At 71.1% G+C, this 16641-nt stretch carries 21 protein-coding genes; 11 read left to right on the top strand and 10 right to left on the bottom strand.

Annotation, left to right across the window (positions count from 1 at the left end; translation table 11 throughout):
- The first annotated feature begins 16 nt into the window (after positions 1 to 16).
- The 10 genes from ACQVFL_RS31480 to ACQVFL_RS31435 all read left to right on the top strand — a co-directional run bounded on the left by ACQVFL_RS31480 (position 17) and on the right by ACQVFL_RS31435 (position 10495).
- Entirely contained in the window at positions 17 to 3391 is a 3375-nt protein-coding gene (locus tag ACQVFL_RS31480; protein WP_431729963.1) for a phage tail tape measure protein, read from the top strand.
- Positions 3392 to 3395: 4 nt separating this feature from the next.
- Positions 3396 to 4313, top strand: coding sequence for a hypothetical protein (locus ACQVFL_RS31475; protein ID WP_431729962.1), 918 nt, complete (start codon positions 3396 to 3398; stop codon positions 4311 to 4313).
- Entirely contained in the window at positions 4310 to 5482 is a 1173-nt protein-coding gene (locus ACQVFL_RS31470; protein WP_431729961.1) for a Gp37-like protein, read from the top strand. Before ACQVFL_RS31475 ends, ACQVFL_RS31470 begins: the two co-directional genes overlap by 4 nt.
- A gap of 12 nt (positions 5483 to 5494) precedes the next feature.
- Positions 5495 to 6445 carry a hypothetical protein gene (locus tag ACQVFL_RS31465; RefSeq protein WP_431729960.1) on the top strand — a complete coding sequence of 317 codons (951 nt, stop codon included), beginning with the start codon at positions 5495 to 5497 and terminating at the stop codon, positions 6443 to 6445.
- Between the two features lie 13 nt (positions 6446 to 6458).
- On the top strand, positions 6459 to 8237 hold the full coding sequence (locus ACQVFL_RS31460) for a hypothetical protein (RefSeq protein ID WP_431728249.1): 1779 nt from the start codon (positions 6459 to 6461) through the stop codon (positions 8235 to 8237).
- Between the two features lie 242 nt (positions 8238 to 8479).
- Positions 8480 to 9334: a peptidoglycan-binding protein gene (locus tag ACQVFL_RS31455; RefSeq protein ID WP_431728250.1), complete on the top strand. Its 855-nt coding sequence runs from the start codon at positions 8480 to 8482 to the stop codon at positions 9332 to 9334.
- A 2-nt stretch (positions 9335 to 9336) separates the two neighbouring features.
- Positions 9337 to 9711 carry a hypothetical protein gene (locus ACQVFL_RS31450; protein ID WP_431728251.1) on the top strand — a complete coding sequence of 125 codons (375 nt, stop codon included), beginning with the start codon at positions 9337 to 9339 and terminating at the stop codon, positions 9709 to 9711.
- Between the two features lie 9 nt (positions 9712 to 9720).
- Positions 9721 to 10035: a hypothetical protein gene (locus ACQVFL_RS31445; protein WP_431728252.1), complete on the top strand. Its 315-nt coding sequence runs from the start codon at positions 9721 to 9723 to the stop codon at positions 10033 to 10035.
- Positions 10036 to 10046: 11 nt separating this feature from the next.
- Positions 10047 to 10250, top strand: coding sequence for a hypothetical protein (locus tag ACQVFL_RS31440; RefSeq protein WP_431728253.1), 204 nt, complete (start codon positions 10047 to 10049; stop codon positions 10248 to 10250).
- The gene (locus ACQVFL_RS31435; protein ID WP_431728254.1) at positions 10247 to 10495 is read left to right on the top strand and encodes a hypothetical protein; all 249 of its coding nucleotides are present in this window, start codon (positions 10247 to 10249) and stop codon (positions 10493 to 10495) included. Before ACQVFL_RS31440 ends, ACQVFL_RS31435 begins: the two co-directional genes overlap by 4 nt.
- A 114-nt stretch (positions 10496 to 10609) precedes the next feature.
- On the opposite strand, the gene ACQVFL_RS31430 is transcribed toward ACQVFL_RS31435, so the two are convergent.
- The 7 genes from ACQVFL_RS31430 to ACQVFL_RS31400 all read right to left on the bottom strand — a co-directional run bounded on the left by ACQVFL_RS31430 (position 10610) and on the right by ACQVFL_RS31400 (position 14436).
- Positions 10610 to 11011: an MmpS family transport accessory protein gene (locus ACQVFL_RS31430; RefSeq protein ID WP_431728255.1), complete on the bottom strand. Its 402-nt coding sequence runs from the start codon at positions 11009 to 11011 to the stop codon at positions 10610 to 10612.
- 147 nt (positions 11012 to 11158) lie between these two features.
- Positions 11159 to 11641, bottom strand: coding sequence for a hypothetical protein (locus ACQVFL_RS31425; RefSeq protein WP_431728256.1), 483 nt, complete (start codon positions 11639 to 11641; stop codon positions 11159 to 11161).
- Positions 11641 to 12150, bottom strand: a complete 510-nt coding sequence (locus ACQVFL_RS31420; RefSeq protein WP_387261538.1) for a hypothetical protein — start codon at positions 12148 to 12150, stop codon at positions 11641 to 11643. The genes ACQVFL_RS31425 and ACQVFL_RS31420 overlap by 1 nt, the downstream gene beginning before the upstream one ends.
- 14 nt (positions 12151 to 12164) lie before the next feature.
- Entirely contained in the window at positions 12165 to 12401 is a 237-nt protein-coding gene (locus ACQVFL_RS31415; RefSeq protein ID WP_431728257.1) for a hypothetical protein, read from the bottom strand.
- Positions 12401 to 12739: a hypothetical protein gene (locus ACQVFL_RS31410; RefSeq protein WP_431728258.1), complete on the bottom strand. Its 339-nt coding sequence runs from the start codon at positions 12737 to 12739 to the stop codon at positions 12401 to 12403. Before ACQVFL_RS31410 ends, ACQVFL_RS31415 begins: the two co-directional genes overlap by 1 nt.
- A gap of 77 nt (positions 12740 to 12816) precedes the next feature.
- Positions 12817 to 13011, bottom strand: coding sequence for a hypothetical protein (locus tag ACQVFL_RS31405; RefSeq protein ID WP_431728259.1), 195 nt, complete (start codon positions 13009 to 13011; stop codon positions 12817 to 12819).
- 3 nt (positions 13012 to 13014) lie between these two features.
- On the bottom strand, positions 13015 to 14436 hold the full coding sequence (locus ACQVFL_RS31400; protein WP_431728260.1) for a hypothetical protein: 1422 nt from the start codon (positions 14434 to 14436) through the stop codon (positions 13015 to 13017).
- A 148-nt stretch (positions 14437 to 14584) separates the two neighbouring features.
- On the opposite strand from ACQVFL_RS31400, the gene ACQVFL_RS31395 reads away from it, so the two are divergent.
- A complete protein-coding gene (locus ACQVFL_RS31395; protein ID WP_431728261.1) occupies positions 14585 to 14806 on the top strand; it encodes a hypothetical protein in 222 nt (73 codons plus the stop codon).
- 61 nt (positions 14807 to 14867) lie between these two features.
- Here ACQVFL_RS31395 and ACQVFL_RS31390 read toward each other — a convergent pair whose 3' ends face one another.
- The 3 genes from ACQVFL_RS31390 to ACQVFL_RS31380 all read right to left on the bottom strand — a co-directional run bounded on the left by ACQVFL_RS31390 (position 14868) and on the right by ACQVFL_RS31380 (position 16588).
- A complete protein-coding gene (locus tag ACQVFL_RS31390; RefSeq protein WP_431728262.1) occupies positions 14868 to 15065 on the bottom strand; it encodes a hypothetical protein in 198 nt (65 codons plus the stop codon).
- On the bottom strand, positions 15058 to 15231 hold the full coding sequence (locus ACQVFL_RS31385) for a hypothetical protein (protein WP_431728263.1): 174 nt from the start codon (positions 15229 to 15231) through the stop codon (positions 15058 to 15060). The genes ACQVFL_RS31390 and ACQVFL_RS31385 overlap by 8 nt, the downstream gene beginning before the upstream one ends.
- A gap of 259 nt (positions 15232 to 15490) precedes the next feature.
- Positions 15491 to 16588, bottom strand: a complete 1098-nt coding sequence (locus tag ACQVFL_RS31380; RefSeq protein WP_431729959.1) for a transcriptional regulator — start codon at positions 16586 to 16588, stop codon at positions 15491 to 15493.
- Between the last annotated feature and the right edge of the window lie 53 nt (positions 16589 to 16641).

Here is a 16641-nt window from a genome sequence, read left to right as displayed (position 1 = left end):
AGAACAGGAGGTTGGCGTGGCCACGATCGCAAACCTCCTGATCAAGATGGGCGTCGACGTCCGGGGTGTGAAGGACGCCGACAAAGCTGCCCCGGTGGCGGAGCGGGCCGGTCAGAAGACCGGCCGCTCCTTCGCCGAGGGCTTCCGCAAGACGGCGCGGATGGTCGGGCGGATCGCCGGCACCGCCGCGCTGGCCGGTGGCGTGGCCGCCGGCGGAATGCTCGCCCAAGGCCTCGACCAGGCGCTGCAGAAGAGCAAGGTCGACGCGCTGCTCGCTACCCAGATCGCGTCGACGCCCGAGGCTGCCGCGAAGGCCGGGCAGATAGCCGGCGACCTCTACAAGAAGGGGTTCGGCGAGAGCGCGGCCGGGGTCGCGGACGCGGTCAAGAGCGTGCTGCAGAACGGGGTCATCGACCCCGAGGCCGCCACCGCCGACATCGAAAAGGTGGCCGCCCGGGCCATCTCCGTCGGCCAGGTGATGGGTGAGGAGTACGACCGGGTCGGCGCCTCGGTGTCCACGATGCTCAAGTCCGGCATCGCCAAGAACGCCGAAGATGCCTTCGACGTCCTGGTGCGCGGTACCCAGCTCGGCGTCAACAAGGGCCAGGACCTCCTCGACACCTTCACCGAGTACAGCGGCCACTTCAAGGCGATCGGCCTCGACGCAGCCACCAGCTTGGGCCTGATGAACCAGGCCATCTCCAAGGGCGGCTACAACGCCGACAAGGCCGCCGACGCGCTCAAGGAATTCAGCATCCGATCGGTCGACGGGTCGAAGGCCGCACGGGACAGCTTCAAGGCGTTGGGGTTCGACGCCGACAAGATGCAGAGGATCTTCGCCAAGGGCGGACCCAAGGCCGCCGAGGCCTTCGGTCAGGTCATCACGAAGCTCAAGGAGACCGAGGGCCAGGCCAACCACGCGGAGATCGCCTTCGGGCTGCTCGGTACGCAGAGCGAGGATCTCAAGGGCGCTCTGCTGGCCATGGACCCGAAGACCGCGGCGGCCGGTCTCGGTGAGCTGGAGGGCGCCGCCGGCAAGGCCGGCGACACCCTGCAGGGCAGTACCGCCGCCAAGGTCGAGGCGTTCAAGCGGCGCGTCGAGGGCGCGTTCATGCAGCTGGCCGAGGCTGCCCTGCCGCACCTTGACGCGCTGATGGACAAGCTCGAAGGGGTCAACTGGGACCAGCTCGGCGGGCAGGCCGCCACCGCGCTGCAGCAGATCGGCCCTCTGCTCAAGCAGTTGCAGACCGACGCCGGCCCTGGCCTGGCCGACAGCCTCAAGGTCGGCGCCGAGGTGATGGCTTTCGCCGCCGACAACGTCGATCTGCTCGCCAAGGCGTTGCCGTATCTGGCGGCCGGGTTCGTGTTGGTCAAGACGGCGCAGCTCGCCGCGAACGCCGCGTCGGCCCTGTCGCCGGTGCTGACTCTCGCCTCGGCGATGGCCAACCGGAGGTTGGCCGCGAGCAACGCGCAGCTGGCCGCGGCGATGACCGCGTCGACCGCCGCGATGCGCGCCCAGGCCGTGGGCCAGGCCGCGTCCACCGCCGCCACGACCGCCGGCGACGCGGCGCAGAAACGGTCCCTGATCTCGGCGACCGCGTCGCGTGTCGCGATGATCGCCACGGCGGTGGCCACCAAGGTGTGGGCCGCCGCTCAGTGGCTGCTCAACGCGGCGATGAGCGCCAACCCGCTCGGGCTGATCATCATCGCGATCATCGCCCTGGTCGCCGCCATCGTGATCTTGTGGAAGAAGAACGAGGGCTTCCGCAACCTGGTGCTGGCGGTCTGGGCCGCGATCAAGACCGGCATCGGCGCCGCCGTCAACTGGTTGAAGACCGCCGTACCGGCCGCTTGGGCGTTCATTGTCAACGCGGTCAAGGCGTACCTGCAGATGGTCCGCACGGTGGTGAGCACCGTCTGGGGATGGATCACCGCCTACATCCGCACGGTCGTGAACCTCTGGCGTGCCGTGATCTCCGCCGCCTGGTCGCTGATCGTCTCCGTGGTGACCGGCGCGATCAACCGCGTGCGGGCCATCATCGCCGGGATCGGCGTGATCGCCGGGGTGATCCGGGGGGCCTTCGACCGGGCCCGCGCCGGCGCCGTCAACCGGCTGACCGCGCTGATGACCTTCGTCCGTAGCATCCCCGGCAAGATCACCTCGGCGCTGTCGTCGCTCAAGAGCAAGATGCTCACGATCGGCCAGAACATCGTCGCCGGCCTGCGCGACGGCATCTCCGGCGCCTGGCACATGGTGACCAGCAAGGTTAAAGAGCTGACCAACCTGATCCCCGCGAAGATCAGGGAATACCTCGGCATCGCGTCGCCCTCGAAGGTCACCACCAGGCTCGGCCGGTTCATCGCCGAGGGCCTGGTGAAGGGCCTCACTGGCAGCGCGAAGGCCATCAAGGCCGCCGCCGCACGGGTGTCGCGCCTGATCGCCGAGGAGTTCACCGGCAGCAAGCGACGGAAGCTGCAGGCCCGGGTCGCCGCCGACACCAAGCGGCTGCTCGACCTGTCCGGCCGGCTGACCAAGGTCACCGAGAAGCGGGCCGCAGCGGAGAAGAAGCTCAACGACCTGCTGGCGGCGCGCACGAAGCTGGCCAGCGACACCGCCGACAAGGTCCGCGACTCCTTCTCCCTGGTCCAGGACGAGGGCCCGGCCACGATCGGGTCGATGATCTCCCGGCTCACCGAGTCGGTCACCGCGGCGAAGGCCTTCGCGCAGAACATGAAGACCCTGGCCAAGCGGGGCCTCGCCGGCGACCTGCTGCAGCAGCTGGCCGAGGCCGGCCCGGTCGCCGGCGCGGCCACCGCCGCCGCCCTGGCCGGCGCGACGGACGCCGAGCTGGCCCAGCTCAACCAGCTCGCGAAGGAACTAGACAAGACCGCTACCGCGACCGGCAACACCGTGGCCGACGCCCTCTACTCGGCCGGGATCAAGGCGGCCAAGGGCCTGGTCGCCGGACTCAAGGCGCAGGAGAAGGCGATCGAGGCGCAGATGCTGCGGATCGCCAAGGGCATGGCCAAGGCCATCAAGAAAGCACTCAAGATCAAGAGCCCGAGTCGGGTGATGCGGGACCTGATGGGCTGGGTCGGCCGCGGCGCGGCGCTGGGCCTCGACGACGGGCGCCGCAAGGTCGAGCACGCCGCCGGCCGGCTCGCCGCCGCAGCGATGCCCGCCCCGGGCGGCTGGAGCATCGCCGGCGGCAGCGACGACCGGCCCGGCTGGCGGCCCGGGTGGCGGCCGCCGCCACCGCCCACGCCGGCCACGACCGGCGGCGGTGGCGACACGCACTACCACTTCGCCGGTGCCGCGCCCACCGAGCAGCAAATCGCCGCGATCGAGGCCCGCCGCGCCCGCAAGGCCCGCGCCGGTAGGAAGAGGTGAATTCGTGCCCGTCCTGTCCGGACAGCCCGTCGTCCCGCCGACCGTCCCGCCGGTTCCCCCGTCGCGCAGCGTCGAGACGTGGACGTTCGTCGACACAGACGGGATCCTCTGGCCACTCACGCGACGGGAGCTGGGGTACTGGATCCTGTTCGGCACCGTCACCGGTCTGGGCGTCACGCCCCGGGTCAAGACCCGCGACGACAAGGCCCGAGGCGGCACCACCACCCGCCACGAGTGGGTCGACGGGCGGCTGATCACCTTCGAGATGTTCTTCCGCGGCCGCGACCGGCTGCAGATGCTGTCGCGGTGGCGGCCGCTCGCGACGGCACTCGCCGGCGGCGGGGTGCTGCGCATCGCCCAGGCCGATGGCACGGTGCGGGAGATCGACGTCGAGCTGGAGCCCGGATCGTTCGACTCGCACCCGGAGCGGCTCGGCTGGCACGAACAGCCCACCGTGCAGCTGTGGTGCCCGAACGGCTTCTTCCGTGACCCGGTGCCGGCCGTCGTCAAGCGCGCCCAGCGTGCCCGACGTCGGTTCCTGGCCCCGTTCATGTCGGTGTCGTCGTCGAGGATCCCGGGCCGCGAGATCGTCGTCAACGACGGTGACGCAGCGGCCTGGCCGGACCTGCTGATCACCGGCGGCATGTCCGGCTTCACCGCCATCAACCACACCCTCGGCGCCAGCTGGTCACTGAACCCGAACTGGGATGGCCACGGCCCGCTGGGCACCGGCGAGACCGTGCTGGTCACCTCCGACCCGCACACCGCGACCGGGCCGGACGGAGAGGTCTGGTGGGGCGCGATCACCGGGGATCTGTGGCCCCTGGAGAAGGGCGCCAACGACGTCGAGTTCTTGCTCTCCGGCTCGGGCAACGGCTCCGGCTACGCCATGACCTACCACCGACTCTTGGAGACCGTGTGAGCGCCACTCGACTCGACACCGAGGTCACCATCACCGACCGGCACTGCGTCCCGGTGACCAACCCGATCAAGTACGTCGAGGTCGACGCCGAGGTGCGCTTCAACGAGATCGTCGCCGGCTCGTTCGTCGCGCCGATGTACCCGGAGCTGACCGAGGCCCTGGTGCCCAGGAACCGGGTCGTCGTCCGCGACCAGGGCGCCGTGTTCAAATCCGGGCCGATCGAGGGCCTGGACATCCTCCGGACCGCGACCGGTCCGGACGCCGCAGGCAAGTGGGTGGTCGACTTCGGAGACGACGGGGCGCACCTGGCCAACCGGATCACCTACCCCGACCCCGCCGTACATGCCACTGAGCAGACCGTCGACTCTCAGTGGACCGGCACCGGCCCGGCCGGCACCCTCATGCTCGCCCTCGTCAACGTCAACGGCGGACCCGGAGCCCTGTCCTACCGGCGCGTGCCGCAGCTGCTCATCGGCGACGGCGCAGGCCTCGGTTCCACCCTCACCTACGCCAGCCGCTTCGTCGACCTCTACGACGAGCTGCGGGCCCTGGCCGTGCTCGGCGGCGGCGGTCTGCCCGGCGGAGAGCTCGGCTTCCGCGTCCGTCAGATCAACCGCGACCTCATCGCCGAGGTGTACGCGCCCCGCGATCGCACCGGGTACGCCCGATTCAGCTTCTCCACGGGGACACTGCGACAGCTGCAGGTGACCACCCAGGCCCCGACGTGCACCGCGGCGATCGTCGCCGGCGCCGGCCGCGGCACCGACCGGTCCATCGTCGAGCGCGTCGACGTCGACGCCGTGAACACCTGGTGGCGGTCGGAGGAGTTCGTCGACGCGCAGAACGAGTCCGACCCCGAGCAGCTGGAGCACGCCGGAGACGAAGCTCTCGACGGCGGCCGCGAGCAGCTGACCGTCGCCACCGAGACCGTCGACACCAAGCAGGTCGTCTACGGCGACGCCTACGCCCTCGGCGACCTGGCCCTGGTCCTCCCCGGCCCGACAGCACCGGTGACCGACATCGTCCGCGCGGTCCGCCTGCAGGTCGTCCCCCGCACCGGCCGCGTCCGTACCGCGCTGATCGGCACCCAGGCCGCCAGCAGCGACCCGGCGTGGGTGGCCAGCAACCGCACCCTGGCCCGCCGCGTGGCCCGCACCGTCCGAGTCTGAGGAGACACCCCCGTGCCGATTGTGTTCTTCCCTCACGCCGACTACCCCGCCGAGGGCGAGGGCGAGGTGACCGACTTCGAGTACGCCTCGGGGATCGGCTTCTACGGCGGCTCGGGCGTCTTCGGGCATCCCAGCAACCCCGCGCCGGTCTACATCTCCGGCGGCCAGGCCTACGTCCGCCAGGGAACGACGGGCCGCCTTCTCGGCATGGCCTTCACGGTCGTCGACGAGGACGAGCCGATCACGATCGCCAGCAACTCGGGGGCATCCGCGGTCCGCCTGGACCATGTGGTCGCGCAGCTGGACTGGTCGAACATGGAGATCGCCTTTCACGTCAAGGAGGGCACCCCCGGAGGTGCCCTGCCCGCCCCGACGCGGCAGCGAGCGACCGGTGTCTTCGAGCACCCTCTCGCTCAGGTCTCCCTCCCGGCCGGCGGCACCGTCGCCGGCGCAACGGCCACCCCCACCACCTGGTACATCGGCAGCGACGCCCAGTACCGCGCCGGCCGCGCGACCCTCATGCCCAACGAGGCCGGCCGCACGCTCTGGGAACACGAGACCGGCCGCTACCTCGTCGGCACCGGCAGCCAGTGGTTCGTCATCGGCGACAACGCGGCCTCATCCCTCGGCGGCCTGTCGCCCGCTCCGCCGGCCGCGCAGCAGTGGCAGGCCAGCATCAACCGGATCCGCAAGCGCAACGGCTGGGCGTCCCTCGCGATCAGCCCTCAACGGTCCGGCGCGAACATCGCGGCCTCGGCGACAAGCAATCTCGGCACCATCCCGACCGGCTTCCGGCCCATGGACGACTTCGAGATCGTCGGCCATGTGCCCTCGTCCGGAGCGCGCGTCACCGGCAAGGTCTTCGCCGCAACAGGGCTGATCACCCTGACGTTCTGGGGCGGCGGCATCGAGACGAACCGCTTCGCCAACCTGCAGGCCGTGTCGTGGCCGGTCAACTACTGAGGAGGGGGCTGCCGTGACGCAGTTTCATTTTGGTGGCGGCCCGGCCGACTGGGCGACCCAGGCCGTCACCGTCTCGGGCACCACCCTGCTGGCCCGCTTCAAGCCAGGCGCGAAGCTGACCTGCCACTGGTCGCAGGGCGGCGACGACCAGATCACCGACCTGGCGGACGCCAGCGGCGCACCGATCACCGACGTGGTCATCCCCGAGACCAGCGAGGTCTACGGCCCGGGACAGTGGCCACGGTTCCGGGCACCAGCACCGGTCATCTGGGTCTCAGTCGACGGCGGCCCCCGCTTCATCGTGGTCACCACCGACGTGCCGCAGCTCGCCGCGCAGGCCCGAGAGGTGGCCGACGCCGCAGTGGTAGCCGCGCAGGAGGCCGCCAGCGCGGCCCGCGAGGCCGCGAGCAACTCCGCGCTGCCCGCGCACCTGGAGGCTCCGGACCCGCACCCCGGTTACCTCGACGCCGCCCGCGGGGACGTCCGCTACCAGCAGCGCTGGCCGGAGCAGATGCCGCCGCTGACGGAGCCGATCGAGATCCTGCAGTTCACGTCGACGCCCCCCTACAACGCCGCGAACGTCCGCGAGACGTGGGTCAACCACAACGGCGTGTGGCGGATGGTCCGCTGGTCCAACGAACGCAACTACGACCGGTACGAGGTGGTCGAAGGAGCCAAGTGGGACTCCCCGATCACCATCGTGATGGCCTACGACGCGACCGGCCGCGCGATCCTGGTCCAGCGCCGCGGAGTGGACAACCAGAGAGTCAACATCGGCGGGATCGACGCCGCCGGCCGACCGGTCACCTCCGACCAGACCTGGGTCGCGATCCTGGACGTCGACCCGGACGACACCGGCGACTACGCCGCCTCCAGCACAGTCGGCCCCGCGCCACTGGGAGCCCGCTGGGACACCGACGACGTCGTGCGGCTGCAGGGCTGGGTGGCCTGCGCCGGCATCACCTCCGGAGACACGATCCTCGCCCTGCCGACCGGGTTCCTGCCGCTGTCCCGGCGTCTCCTCGCGCTGCCGACCACCACCGGGCCCGCAGTGTCGTGTGAGCTGAACGTCGCCGGCGAGCTGGTCGCCCGCGCGACCGTGGCCGGCCCGCTGGAGCTGAGCCTGGACGACGTCACATACGCCCGGGTGATCGCCGAGCAGGACACCGGCGGGTGGGAGATCTCCTACGCCGGCTCGGCCACCCCCGGCGGCACCTCGCCGCTGACGATCACCCGCACCGTCACCGCCGGCCGCTTCTACGTGCTCGCCCTGGCCCACACCACCGCTACCGGCCGGTTCACCGGCGTCACCGACTCGGCCAGCAACGCGTGGGCGCTCGACCCGGGCGGGTGGGCGCCGCAGTCCGGTGGCGTCGGCCGCCAGGTCGCGGTCTACACCTGCCAGCCGGCCGCCTCGGGCGAGATCACCATCTCCATCGCGTTCACCGGCGCCGGCACCGCCTACGCGAGTCTCTACGAGGTCGACGGCCACGACCCGGTCGCCCCGATCGACGACGTCGTCGCGGACTTCCGCTCGTCGTCGCTGACGCCGGCGCCGCTGCTGATCACCCCGTCCGGCCCGGGCCGGCTGCTCATCGGCATCTGCCAGGCCAACAACAACACGGTCAGCCAGATGACCCCATCGGCCGGCTGGACGATGCTCGGCACCCACAGCGCCGGCCCGGCCGTGGTCTACAAGGTCGATGCCCCCGTCGAGGCGCAGGGCGTGGCCTGGGAGTTCGGGGCCGCGCAGGGATCCGGCCACGCACTCATCGCCATCAAACCCGAGTAGCAGGGCCCTGATGGTCGCCCGCCGTACCTAGACCCCTCTCGCGTCACCTCGTTGCCGCCACGCCCGCGTGTGCGGCTGACCTCGCATGGGAGCAGCAGTGACAGACCCCGACCAACCGAAGGACGCGCCGCCGGACCCCGGCAACTCCGAGCCCGAGCAGTGGACGGAACCTCTCGACCAAACGGGCATCGCCGAAGTTCGCAGGCTCCTCGACGCCGAGTTCGGCCAGGAGGTGAACGTCGATGGCGGTAGCAGCTCCGGTGATCGTGCAGGAGATGGCGGACTGGACGGCTCTGGGCGGCGGTAACTCCGGCATCGTCGGCGACGGCGCCCACGGCTCAGGTTTCCACCGGGCCGCCAACGAGGTCGGCCCGGGCGACTACAGCCGACGACGCGACCCGGCCGGCGCCGACGGGCCGTACCCGAACTGGTCGTGGGCGTGCGCGGGCGACTTTCGCCACGGCGGCGACCAGGCGCTGCGGACGATGCACCGCGAGCTGCTGGCTCGGCTCATGGCCGGTGACCCGGCGCTGTCGATGGTCTGCGAGTTCATCGGTCAGCCGTGGCCGGACCGTCCCGTCTACTACTGGGCCAGGTGGGCGGGTGTCAGCGCCCTCGCTCTCTACACCGGGCGTGGCCACGATCTCTGGTCACACATCGCCTGGTATCGCAGCCGGGCCGACCAGCGGGCGAATCTGTGGGTGCCAGCGACTGGAGGAATGGACATGCTCTGCAAGAAGGGTGACCGCGGGGTGGCGGTCGAGACGCTGCAGCGGATGCTGGCGGCAGCCGGCTTCTCTCCCGGTGAGATCGACGGCCACTACTGGGACAAGACGTCGGCCGCGCTGCTGGCCTGCCGCAAGAGTCTCGGCAGCAAAGCCACCAGCGGCGACACGTACAGCCCCGCCGCCTACGAGCAGGTACACCGGGCACACGCGATTCGTAACGCCGGGCAGCCTGGCCCCCGAGGTCCGGAAGGTCCGCGCGGCCCGGCGGGCCCGAAGGGTGATCCGGCGCAGCCGGCGCAGGTCGACCACCGGCTACTGGCGCGTGAGGCAATCGGCCTGGCCGCCGAGCAACTCACCAAGCAGGGGTGACGGTGGCATCGCCGCGCCGGTGGTCCCGGGTAGCCGGCTACGCCATGATGGCCGCCGCCGGCATCGGCGCAGCCCTGTACCCCACCCCGAGCGTCCAGGAGGCCACCGGCCCGCTGGTGTACCTCTGGGCTGGCTTCCTGGTCCTCGGCGGGGTGCTGGCGGCCGCCGGCGCCATCACCGACCGATGGATCGGCGAGCACCTCGGCCTGCCGCTGCTGTGCGCCGCCCACGGCGTGTACGCCGTGGTGCTCGCCTCGGCCCTCGCTCCCGCGTCAGTGGTGGCCAGCCTGGCGCTCGGAGGGTTCGCGCTACTGCTCGCCGGACGGTGGCGAGACGTGTCGGTAGTACGGGTGGAGGCGACCCGTCGGGCCAGGTAGGGGGTGCCCGTGACCATGCCCGAAGCGATCACCGCCCTGATAGCCGGCCTGTTGGGCGGAGGCGGCATCGCATTCCTGCGGGCGCTGTTCAGCGGCGTCGGCTCGCTTCGTCAGGGCGCGCGAGCGCACGAGCGCGAGTCGGTGCGGGACCTGGCCCGGGCACGGGACAAGGCCGACAACCGCGCCGAGACAGCGGAGACCGACCGCGACTACTGGCGGCAGGTGGCCGGAGGCTACGGCTACCAGCTGAGGCTCGCCGGCGTGGAACCAATTCCGCCGGACCCCGTCCCGCCGAGCGCGCGGGACCGCAACGAACGAGTCTGAGGAGGCTCACCATGATCGCTCGTATCCGCAAGGCCGTCGTCGCCGGCGTCGGTTCCGGCGCGGCCGCGTTCGCCGCGGCGCTCGTCCAGGCCGCCACCGAGACCGGCCTCACCGACGAGGCCGTGTCCCGGTCCATCGGCCTCGGCATCGCCGCCGGCGTCAGCGTCGGCATCGCCACCTACCGCGTACCCAACCGCGCCCCGGAGCCCCGGTGAGCGGCTGGACGTGGGCCTGGCTGGCCTGGTTCGCATGGTTCTCGGTCGTCGAGGGCCTGGCCCTGGCCAACAGCAGGAAGGGCGACACCCTCAGCGAGCACGTCTGGGCGTGGTTCGGTACCCAACGGCGTCAGCCGGGCGAGCCGGAGCGCCCTCGCTCCGGCTGGACACAGGCCAGGCGCGTACTGCTACTGGCGTTCATGGCCTGGCTGTCGGTGCACTTCCTGACCGGCGGATGGGCGTGACACCGCCCCGATAGGATCGTCGACGCGGTGCCGCCGCTGACGTCTCGGCGGGACCGACCATCATGCCGAAGGGCCCCGCTCTCCCTAGGGAGAGCGGGGCCCTTTCGTCGTGGGTCAGAAGGTGTCGGCCGTGCAGGTAACGACCGCGAACTCACCTTCGGAGGCGTTCTCCTTGACCACCTCACCGTCGACGGTGATCTTGCACTTGATCTTGCTGGAGCCCTTCGACTGAGCCACGATCGTCGGGATGATGATGGCCTCCTTCGACGTCAGCTCCTTCTTCCAGGGAAGCTTCGCGCCGTTGTCCTGCGACTGGTCGGCGCCGAGGCCGTAGGTTACGTCGGCAGTCTTCGGCCCGGTCACCTCCAGGATGACCTTCTTCTCGCCCTTCTTGTCCGCAGCTCCGGCCGCCTGGTCCTGGGCCCCGGGCCCAGCCGTGTCACTCTCTCCGGCGCCGCAAGCGATGGCCATTAGGGCGAGCACAGCAACGCCCGCGGTGGTGATCTTCGTACGCAAGGGGATCTCCTCGAATCGCCTCGCTCCGGAGGGGGCCCGGAGCGGCAAAGGCCCGAAGGTATGGGCGCCAAGTCCACTACGGAACATGACTGTCGCCCAGCCGATAGTGATCGTGTCCGCATCGGCGAGCGAGGTGTGAACCATCGGTCAGCTCGCTGCCGCGATCCGCTCGGCCCGCACGTCCCGGATCGCGCGCTTGGCCGTCGCCTCGGACACCTCGAGATCGTCCATCACCTGCCGCACGATCTCCATGTACGGGTGGCCACGGTCGAGCATCCGGCCGATGACCTTCTCGGCAGTCTCCGGCTCCTCGTCGACCAGCTCCAGGTCGAGGTCCTCGTCCCGTTCCGGGGCCGGGCCGGTGGCGCGTACCCGGCGGCCGTCGCGTTCGACGATCCGCCCCCACCAGCCGGTGTCACGGCCGGTGTCATCGGTGTCAGACACCGGCTTGACCTGCGGTTTGACACCAGGATCGGTGTCGGTGTCCTCGGTGGGGGAGGGGAGGCCGCCGCGCTTCTCCAGCCACCCGTAGTGGATGGTCGCCCCAGCGATGTAGAGAACGGCGACGACGAGCAGGGCGACCGGGCCACCCCAACCTCGGGTTGCCTCAGCAGCAGCAAGGGTCAGCATCAGGCGGCTCCGAACAGGAGGGCCGGCAGCGGTGCAACCAGCCAGGTGAGTAGGTCGATCGATCCCCGGGTCAGGTCACCGACCAGGCCGCCCGGCAGGTCGGACAACATGCCGAGGAGGATCGCGGCGATCCACAGCCGGGTGTTGATCCGGTAGAGCGGGCTCTGCGGGAACGTGAGAGTGGCGAATCGGCCGAGCTTCTTGCTGGCCTTGACCGGCAGGAGGCAGCCGATCGTGTAGATCCACAGCAGGCCGACGAGGGCGCCGAGGATCGCGTTGATGGAGGCGCCCGCGATGTAGGCGCCGCCGGTGGCGTCGAGGAGCTTCTCGATGAAGGCGGTGGCGGTGCCGACGGTCCACTGGTCGAGTGGCGACTCGTTGAAGCCCTCGTAAATCGCGGGGACGGCGAGGAAGAACGCCAGCCGGTCCCTGAGCGAGTTCGGCCCGACGCTCATGTAGTCGACGACCAGGGCGAGCAGCAGCAGCACGGCTACGGCGGTCGGGGACATGGTGTGCTCCACGGTCAGGCCCCCGTCCAGTCGAGGATCTTGACGCCGGTGGCGGCGTCCCTGACTTCCAACCTCGGCGAGTCCATCGGTTCGTTGGCGTCCAGGGCCGCCCGGGTGAGCGTCTGGAGCTGCTGGCTGAGGATGCTCGCGTACCCGGGGATGGACAGGTCGAGGATCACGACGTGTCGCCGGTCGTGGAGGACCTCGTACTGGCCGTCGAAGATGTGCAGCCGGTAGGGCAGAGCGGCCATCAGGCGTCCATCTCCTGGTGCGCGAGGACGGGGAAGAGGCCGAGGCCGAGGAGCACCATGGCGCCCGCTGCGGCCCAGGCGATGCCGGTCTCGCCGGCCAGGATGGCGGCCAGCGCGGCGACGAGGGCGCCGAGGACCGCGCTGGCCAGGGTGAGGGCGATGGGCGTCCAGGGCACATAGCGGGCCGGGAGGACGACCGGGTCGATGCGGGCGGCGCGCATCTCGGCGACGCGGGTGGCGACTGCGGGCAGGTCAGTCGCGGGCACGGTGACGGTGCGGCCGGCGAGTGCCCGCGCGGGCGAGTCGGGCGGCACGGTGCCGCGGATCAGGTGGGGCATGATGAGTGTCTCCTCTGGGAGGTGCGGGGCCCGGCCGTGCTGTAGGAGGCTTGGGCCGGGCCCCGCGATACGGGTGCTCAGTCGGTGAAGATGACGCCTTCGGCGAGGCGCTGCCGGTCGTCGGCAGCCCAGCCGTGGATCTCGCCCTGAACGTCGGGCGGCAGCGCCCGGAACGCACGACGGCTCTCGTCATCGCGGCCGGACCGCTCGACTACCAGCCGGCCCACGATGTTGAGGAAGTCCTGTCGGGTTGCCTTGCGGGACTTCGGCATCGCTCACTCCTGGGTGGTCTTGGTCCGCTCAGCGCGGACCAGGTTGATAGCGGTCTGTGAGTCCTCGTGGTTGGTCCATCCCATGACCGGCATGACGGTCCGGCGGCCCGGGACCTGGTCCGGGTACTGCTCGCGCAGGGCCTGGACCATGGCGCGCACCCGGGGCGGCACCTCGCCCGCCGGGGCGGGGCTGACGGGCTGGACCTGGGCCACCCGGACGGTGGCCCGCTGGGCCGGCGCGGGGCGGACGGCGGGGATGGTCCCGCTGCTCGGCGTCTGGTCCGGGCTGCCGGTCTGGGCTGGTCCGGCTCCCTGGTCCGCTTGGGTGGCCGGCGGCTGGTCCACCTCGCTGGTGGCGGTCTGTCCGGTCGGCTGGTCCAGGCTGGTCCGGTGCTGGGCGATCCAGGCCGCAGGCGGGTGGTCCGGGATCTGGTCCGCGATCGAGGTAGGCATCCGGACCCAGCCGACATCCCGCATCTGGTCCACCTGGCGGCCCAGGTCGGTGGTGACCATCCGCGCCGACAGTAGAAGTTCATTCATCGCCCGTCGCTCAGACTCGGTCGGCCGGGTGTCGTCGCGGAACAACTCGGTCTCGATGCTCAGCACCCGGCGCAGTTGCTCCCGAGCTGCCCGGACGGTGGCAGCGTCGGCCTCTTTGGTCAGCTCCTGGAGGTGGCGGAGGGCCGAGGCGAGCGGGTCCTGGCGGCGCCACGGCCACCGTGACGTCTCGGCGGGCGCGTCGCCGCGCAGCTTCGCGGCCTGCTGCTGCACGTACAGCTCCATCCCGGCGTTGACCAGAGCAGCAATGCGCCGCCGCGAGAACACGTCGCTGAGGTCGTCGACCGCGCCCGGCTTCTTGAGTCCCCACCGGACCAGCAGGCGGTCCGGGGTCCAGATCCAGTTGGACTCCTGGCGCTTTCCGGTCCGCGCCCGGTGGGCCTGCAACTTCTGGGTCCAGAGGGCAGCGGCGACCAGCGGGCTGAAGAAGCGGAAGAACCAGGTGGCCAGGTTGCCGCCAGCGAAGCTGACGGTGACCGAGGCGGCGGCCGACAGCCCCCAGATGATCAGGAGGTTGCTGCCGATCCGGGCGGCCGCGTTCTCGCGGAGCTTGCGTAGAGCCGCCGCCCCCTGCGAGTAGATGACCACGTCGTATGCCGCGAACATGGCCACGGCCAGCAGGGGCGGGACGCCCATCTTGAAGCGCACGACCTCCCACATGCCTTCGGTGGTAACCACCAGGAACAGCAGAACGCCGAGGTTGGCGGCGATCTCGTCGTGCTCGTGCCGCTTGACGAACTTGCGGAACGTGTAGACCGCAATGAGCGCGCCGACCGCACCGGCGCCGGCGGCGACGAGAGAGGCGTACGCCGCGACCACCTCGGCGGTCGCGGCGTACGCGTCCTGGAGCGGCTGGGGGATCTGCATGCCCGGAATCATGACACAAGGTTGCTAGGGTTGCCAATGTTGCTAGGGTTGCGGCATGTCGCCCCCTACCGCTACTGCCCATGCGCCCCCGCGTCTGCGATCATCAGGAGACTCGCCAGGGTTGCGAGGGTCGACAGAGAGGGCGGACGTGGCAGCGGAGTGGCTCACCGTGCAGCAGGTGATGGACGCGGTTCGGGCCGCCGGCTACCCAGACAAGATCGACACCCTCCGCCGCAGGATCGACGGCGGGCACTTCGGCGAGCAGGGCAAGGACTGGTATCGCACCGAGTCCGGATACCGCATGGTCGCCCCTGCAGCCGTGGAGGCGTTCCTCCGGCGCCGGCAGGAAGCCCAGCAGCCGCCCTCCTGACCTCCTCACCGCGACGCCCCACCAGCCCCATCGGGCGGTGGGGCATTCTGCGTCTCGCAGGTCAGCGCGCGTGCGGCGGGGTCCACAGGTGCTGGCCCTCCAACCGCAGGTACGCGTACGCGGTGGCCAGCGGCCAGCACTTCCACGGGCAGTTGCAGATCGGGCACCAGTCGGGCCGGTCCGTGGTGGGCCAGTGGTCGGTGATGATGACGCGGGCTGCGAGGACCAGCCGGGCGCGGATCCGGGCGATCTCATCCACCGCGGGCTGCCTCCAGCCACCGCGCCTCGGCGTCGGCCATGACCGGTGCGGCCCAGTCCAGCTCGGGGCAGCCGTCGGTCTTGCAGGCGCGGCAGCGTCCGTCCCGGTGCCGGGCCATCACCACGGCGGCCAACTGCTCGACGTCCGGCGCGGGCTCGTCGTGCATCGCAGCCTCCCGGGAGGTCGGTCCCGGCGGCCGGGCACCCCTGCACCGGCCGCCGGTCTTTCCGACACGACGACGGGCCCGCCTCCTGCCATGGAAAAGGCCCTGCCTGTCGCGGTGAGGGCCGCGCCATGCACCACGGGGGCAGCGCACGGTAGCCGACAACTCACAATCTGACTTTCGGTTGTAGATCGGCGATCAACCAGGTGCGCCTACGACCAGTTGCCAGCCAGTGCGCTATCACTGGTACGCCACGTACCAGTTACGGTGTGCAGCCCACCAGTGCGGCCAGCCCGGCCAGCTCGGTCGACATTGCTCGGCGACGGCCCTCAGCGATCTGCCGCACGATGTCTCGCGCGTATCGCTGATGTCGCAGCCAGGCCGGAGCGCGCTCTTGAAGCTGGAGCAGCACCGCGGTGGCGTCGGCGTACTGGCGCTGCTCGGCATGTGCCCACGCCACGTCCAGGCGGTGACGCTGCCAACTCGACCCGACGGGCGTCGGGCCGGACGGGACCACCTCAGCCAGGGAGAGCACGCGGCCGGGGTCACCGGCCACTGCGGCGTTCTCCACGCGCTGCATCTGTACCCTCGCCGAGCCGAATCCGCCGACCATCATCAGGTGCTCACTATCGGGGGCCCGCTCACCGATCCGGACCGCCGCGGCGGCGGCCGCGTCGACCAGGTCGGCGGCGACGTCTGGGCGGTTGTCGCGGGCGTACGCGGCGGCGGCACCCATGGCCAGCCAACCCCAGGCGGCCAGCTCCGCCGGAGTGGCCCGGGAGAAGCGAGGCTCGATCTGGTCGGCGGTGCGCGTGGCCAGCTCGGCCGCCTCGGCGAGTCGACCCTGCCGCATCAGTAGCCAGCACATGCCCTGCACGACGGTGGCGGCCACCACCTGGTCCCCGGCGTCCTCGGCGGCGTCGAGCGCGGCGGTGAGCGCGGTCTGGGCGAGGTCGCCGGCCCGTAGCTGGATCAGCAGGTTGCCGCTGAGGTGAAGGGTGCGGGCGACGAGCACCAGCGCGGCCGGGCGGGTGCTGTCGGTGGCCAGTCCGGCGGCGGCCCGGACGCCGAGCAGGAGCGGTGGCAGCGAACTGAGCGCGGTCGCGTAGTCGTTGGCCTGGTACGCCCGATCGGCGGCGTGTAGCCGGCGGCGCAGCACCTCGGGTGCGGGCGGCTCGCCCGGCGGTGCGGCGAGGGTGGTGCCACCGAGGCCGCGGACCGGCGCGACGGCGCGGCGGATCTCCGCGAGGGAGAGAGGCCGGTGGTCGGGCTCGGCGCGGGCGGCGGCCTCGGCCTGGTCTCCGATCAGCGCGCTGGTGGGCAGGCCGAGGGCACGTGCGAGTGCGTGCAGCGTGTCCATGCGGGCGCTCTTGCGGACGCCTTGCTCCAGCTTGCGGATGGTCTCGACGCTGA

The organism is Verrucosispora sp. TAA-831 (assembly GCF_050780145.1).
Classification (GTDB): Bacteria; Actinomycetota; Actinomycetes; order Mycobacteriales; family Micromonosporaceae; genus Micromonospora.
Note: the sequence above shows the minus strand (reverse complement) of the source record. Positions and strands in the feature narration are given on the sequence as shown.

Coding starts and splice junctions, on each gene's coding strand:
- ACQVFL_RS31410 (WP_431728258.1), bottom strand. CDS start 12,739: ATGCCCCACCTGATCCGCGGCACCGTGCCGCCCGACTCGCCCGCGCGG.
- ACQVFL_RS31385 (WP_431728263.1), bottom strand. CDS start 15,231: ATGCACGACGAGCCCGCGCCGGACGTCGAGCAGTTGGCCGCCGTGGTG.
- ACQVFL_RS31420 (WP_387261538.1), bottom strand. CDS start 12,150: ATGTCCCCGACCGCCGTAGCCGTGCTGCTGCTGCTCGCCCTGGTCGTC.
- ACQVFL_RS31405 (WP_431728259.1), bottom strand. CDS start 13,011: ATGCCGAAGTCCCGCAAGGCAACCCGACAGGACTTCCTCAACATCGTG.
- ACQVFL_RS31415 (WP_431728257.1), bottom strand. CDS start 12,401: ATGGCCGCTCTGCCCTACCGGCTGCACATCTTCGACGGCCAGTACGAG.
- ACQVFL_RS31380 (WP_431729959.1), bottom strand. CDS start 16,588: ATGGACACGCTGCACGCACTCGCACGTGCCCTCGGCCTGCCCACCAGC.
- ACQVFL_RS31400 (WP_431728260.1), bottom strand. CDS start 14,436: ATGCAGATCCCCCAGCCGCTCCAGGACGCGTACGCCGCGACCGCCGAG.
- ACQVFL_RS31455 (WP_431728250.1), top strand. CDS start 8,480: ATGGCGGTAGCAGCTCCGGTGATCGTGCAGGAGATGGCGGACTGGACG.
- ACQVFL_RS31440 (WP_431728253.1), top strand. CDS start 10,047: ATGATCGCTCGTATCCGCAAGGCCGTCGTCGCCGGCGTCGGTTCCGGC.
- ACQVFL_RS31425 (WP_431728256.1), bottom strand. CDS start 11,641: ATGCTGACCCTTGCTGCTGCTGAGGCAACCCGAGGTTGGGGTGGCCCG.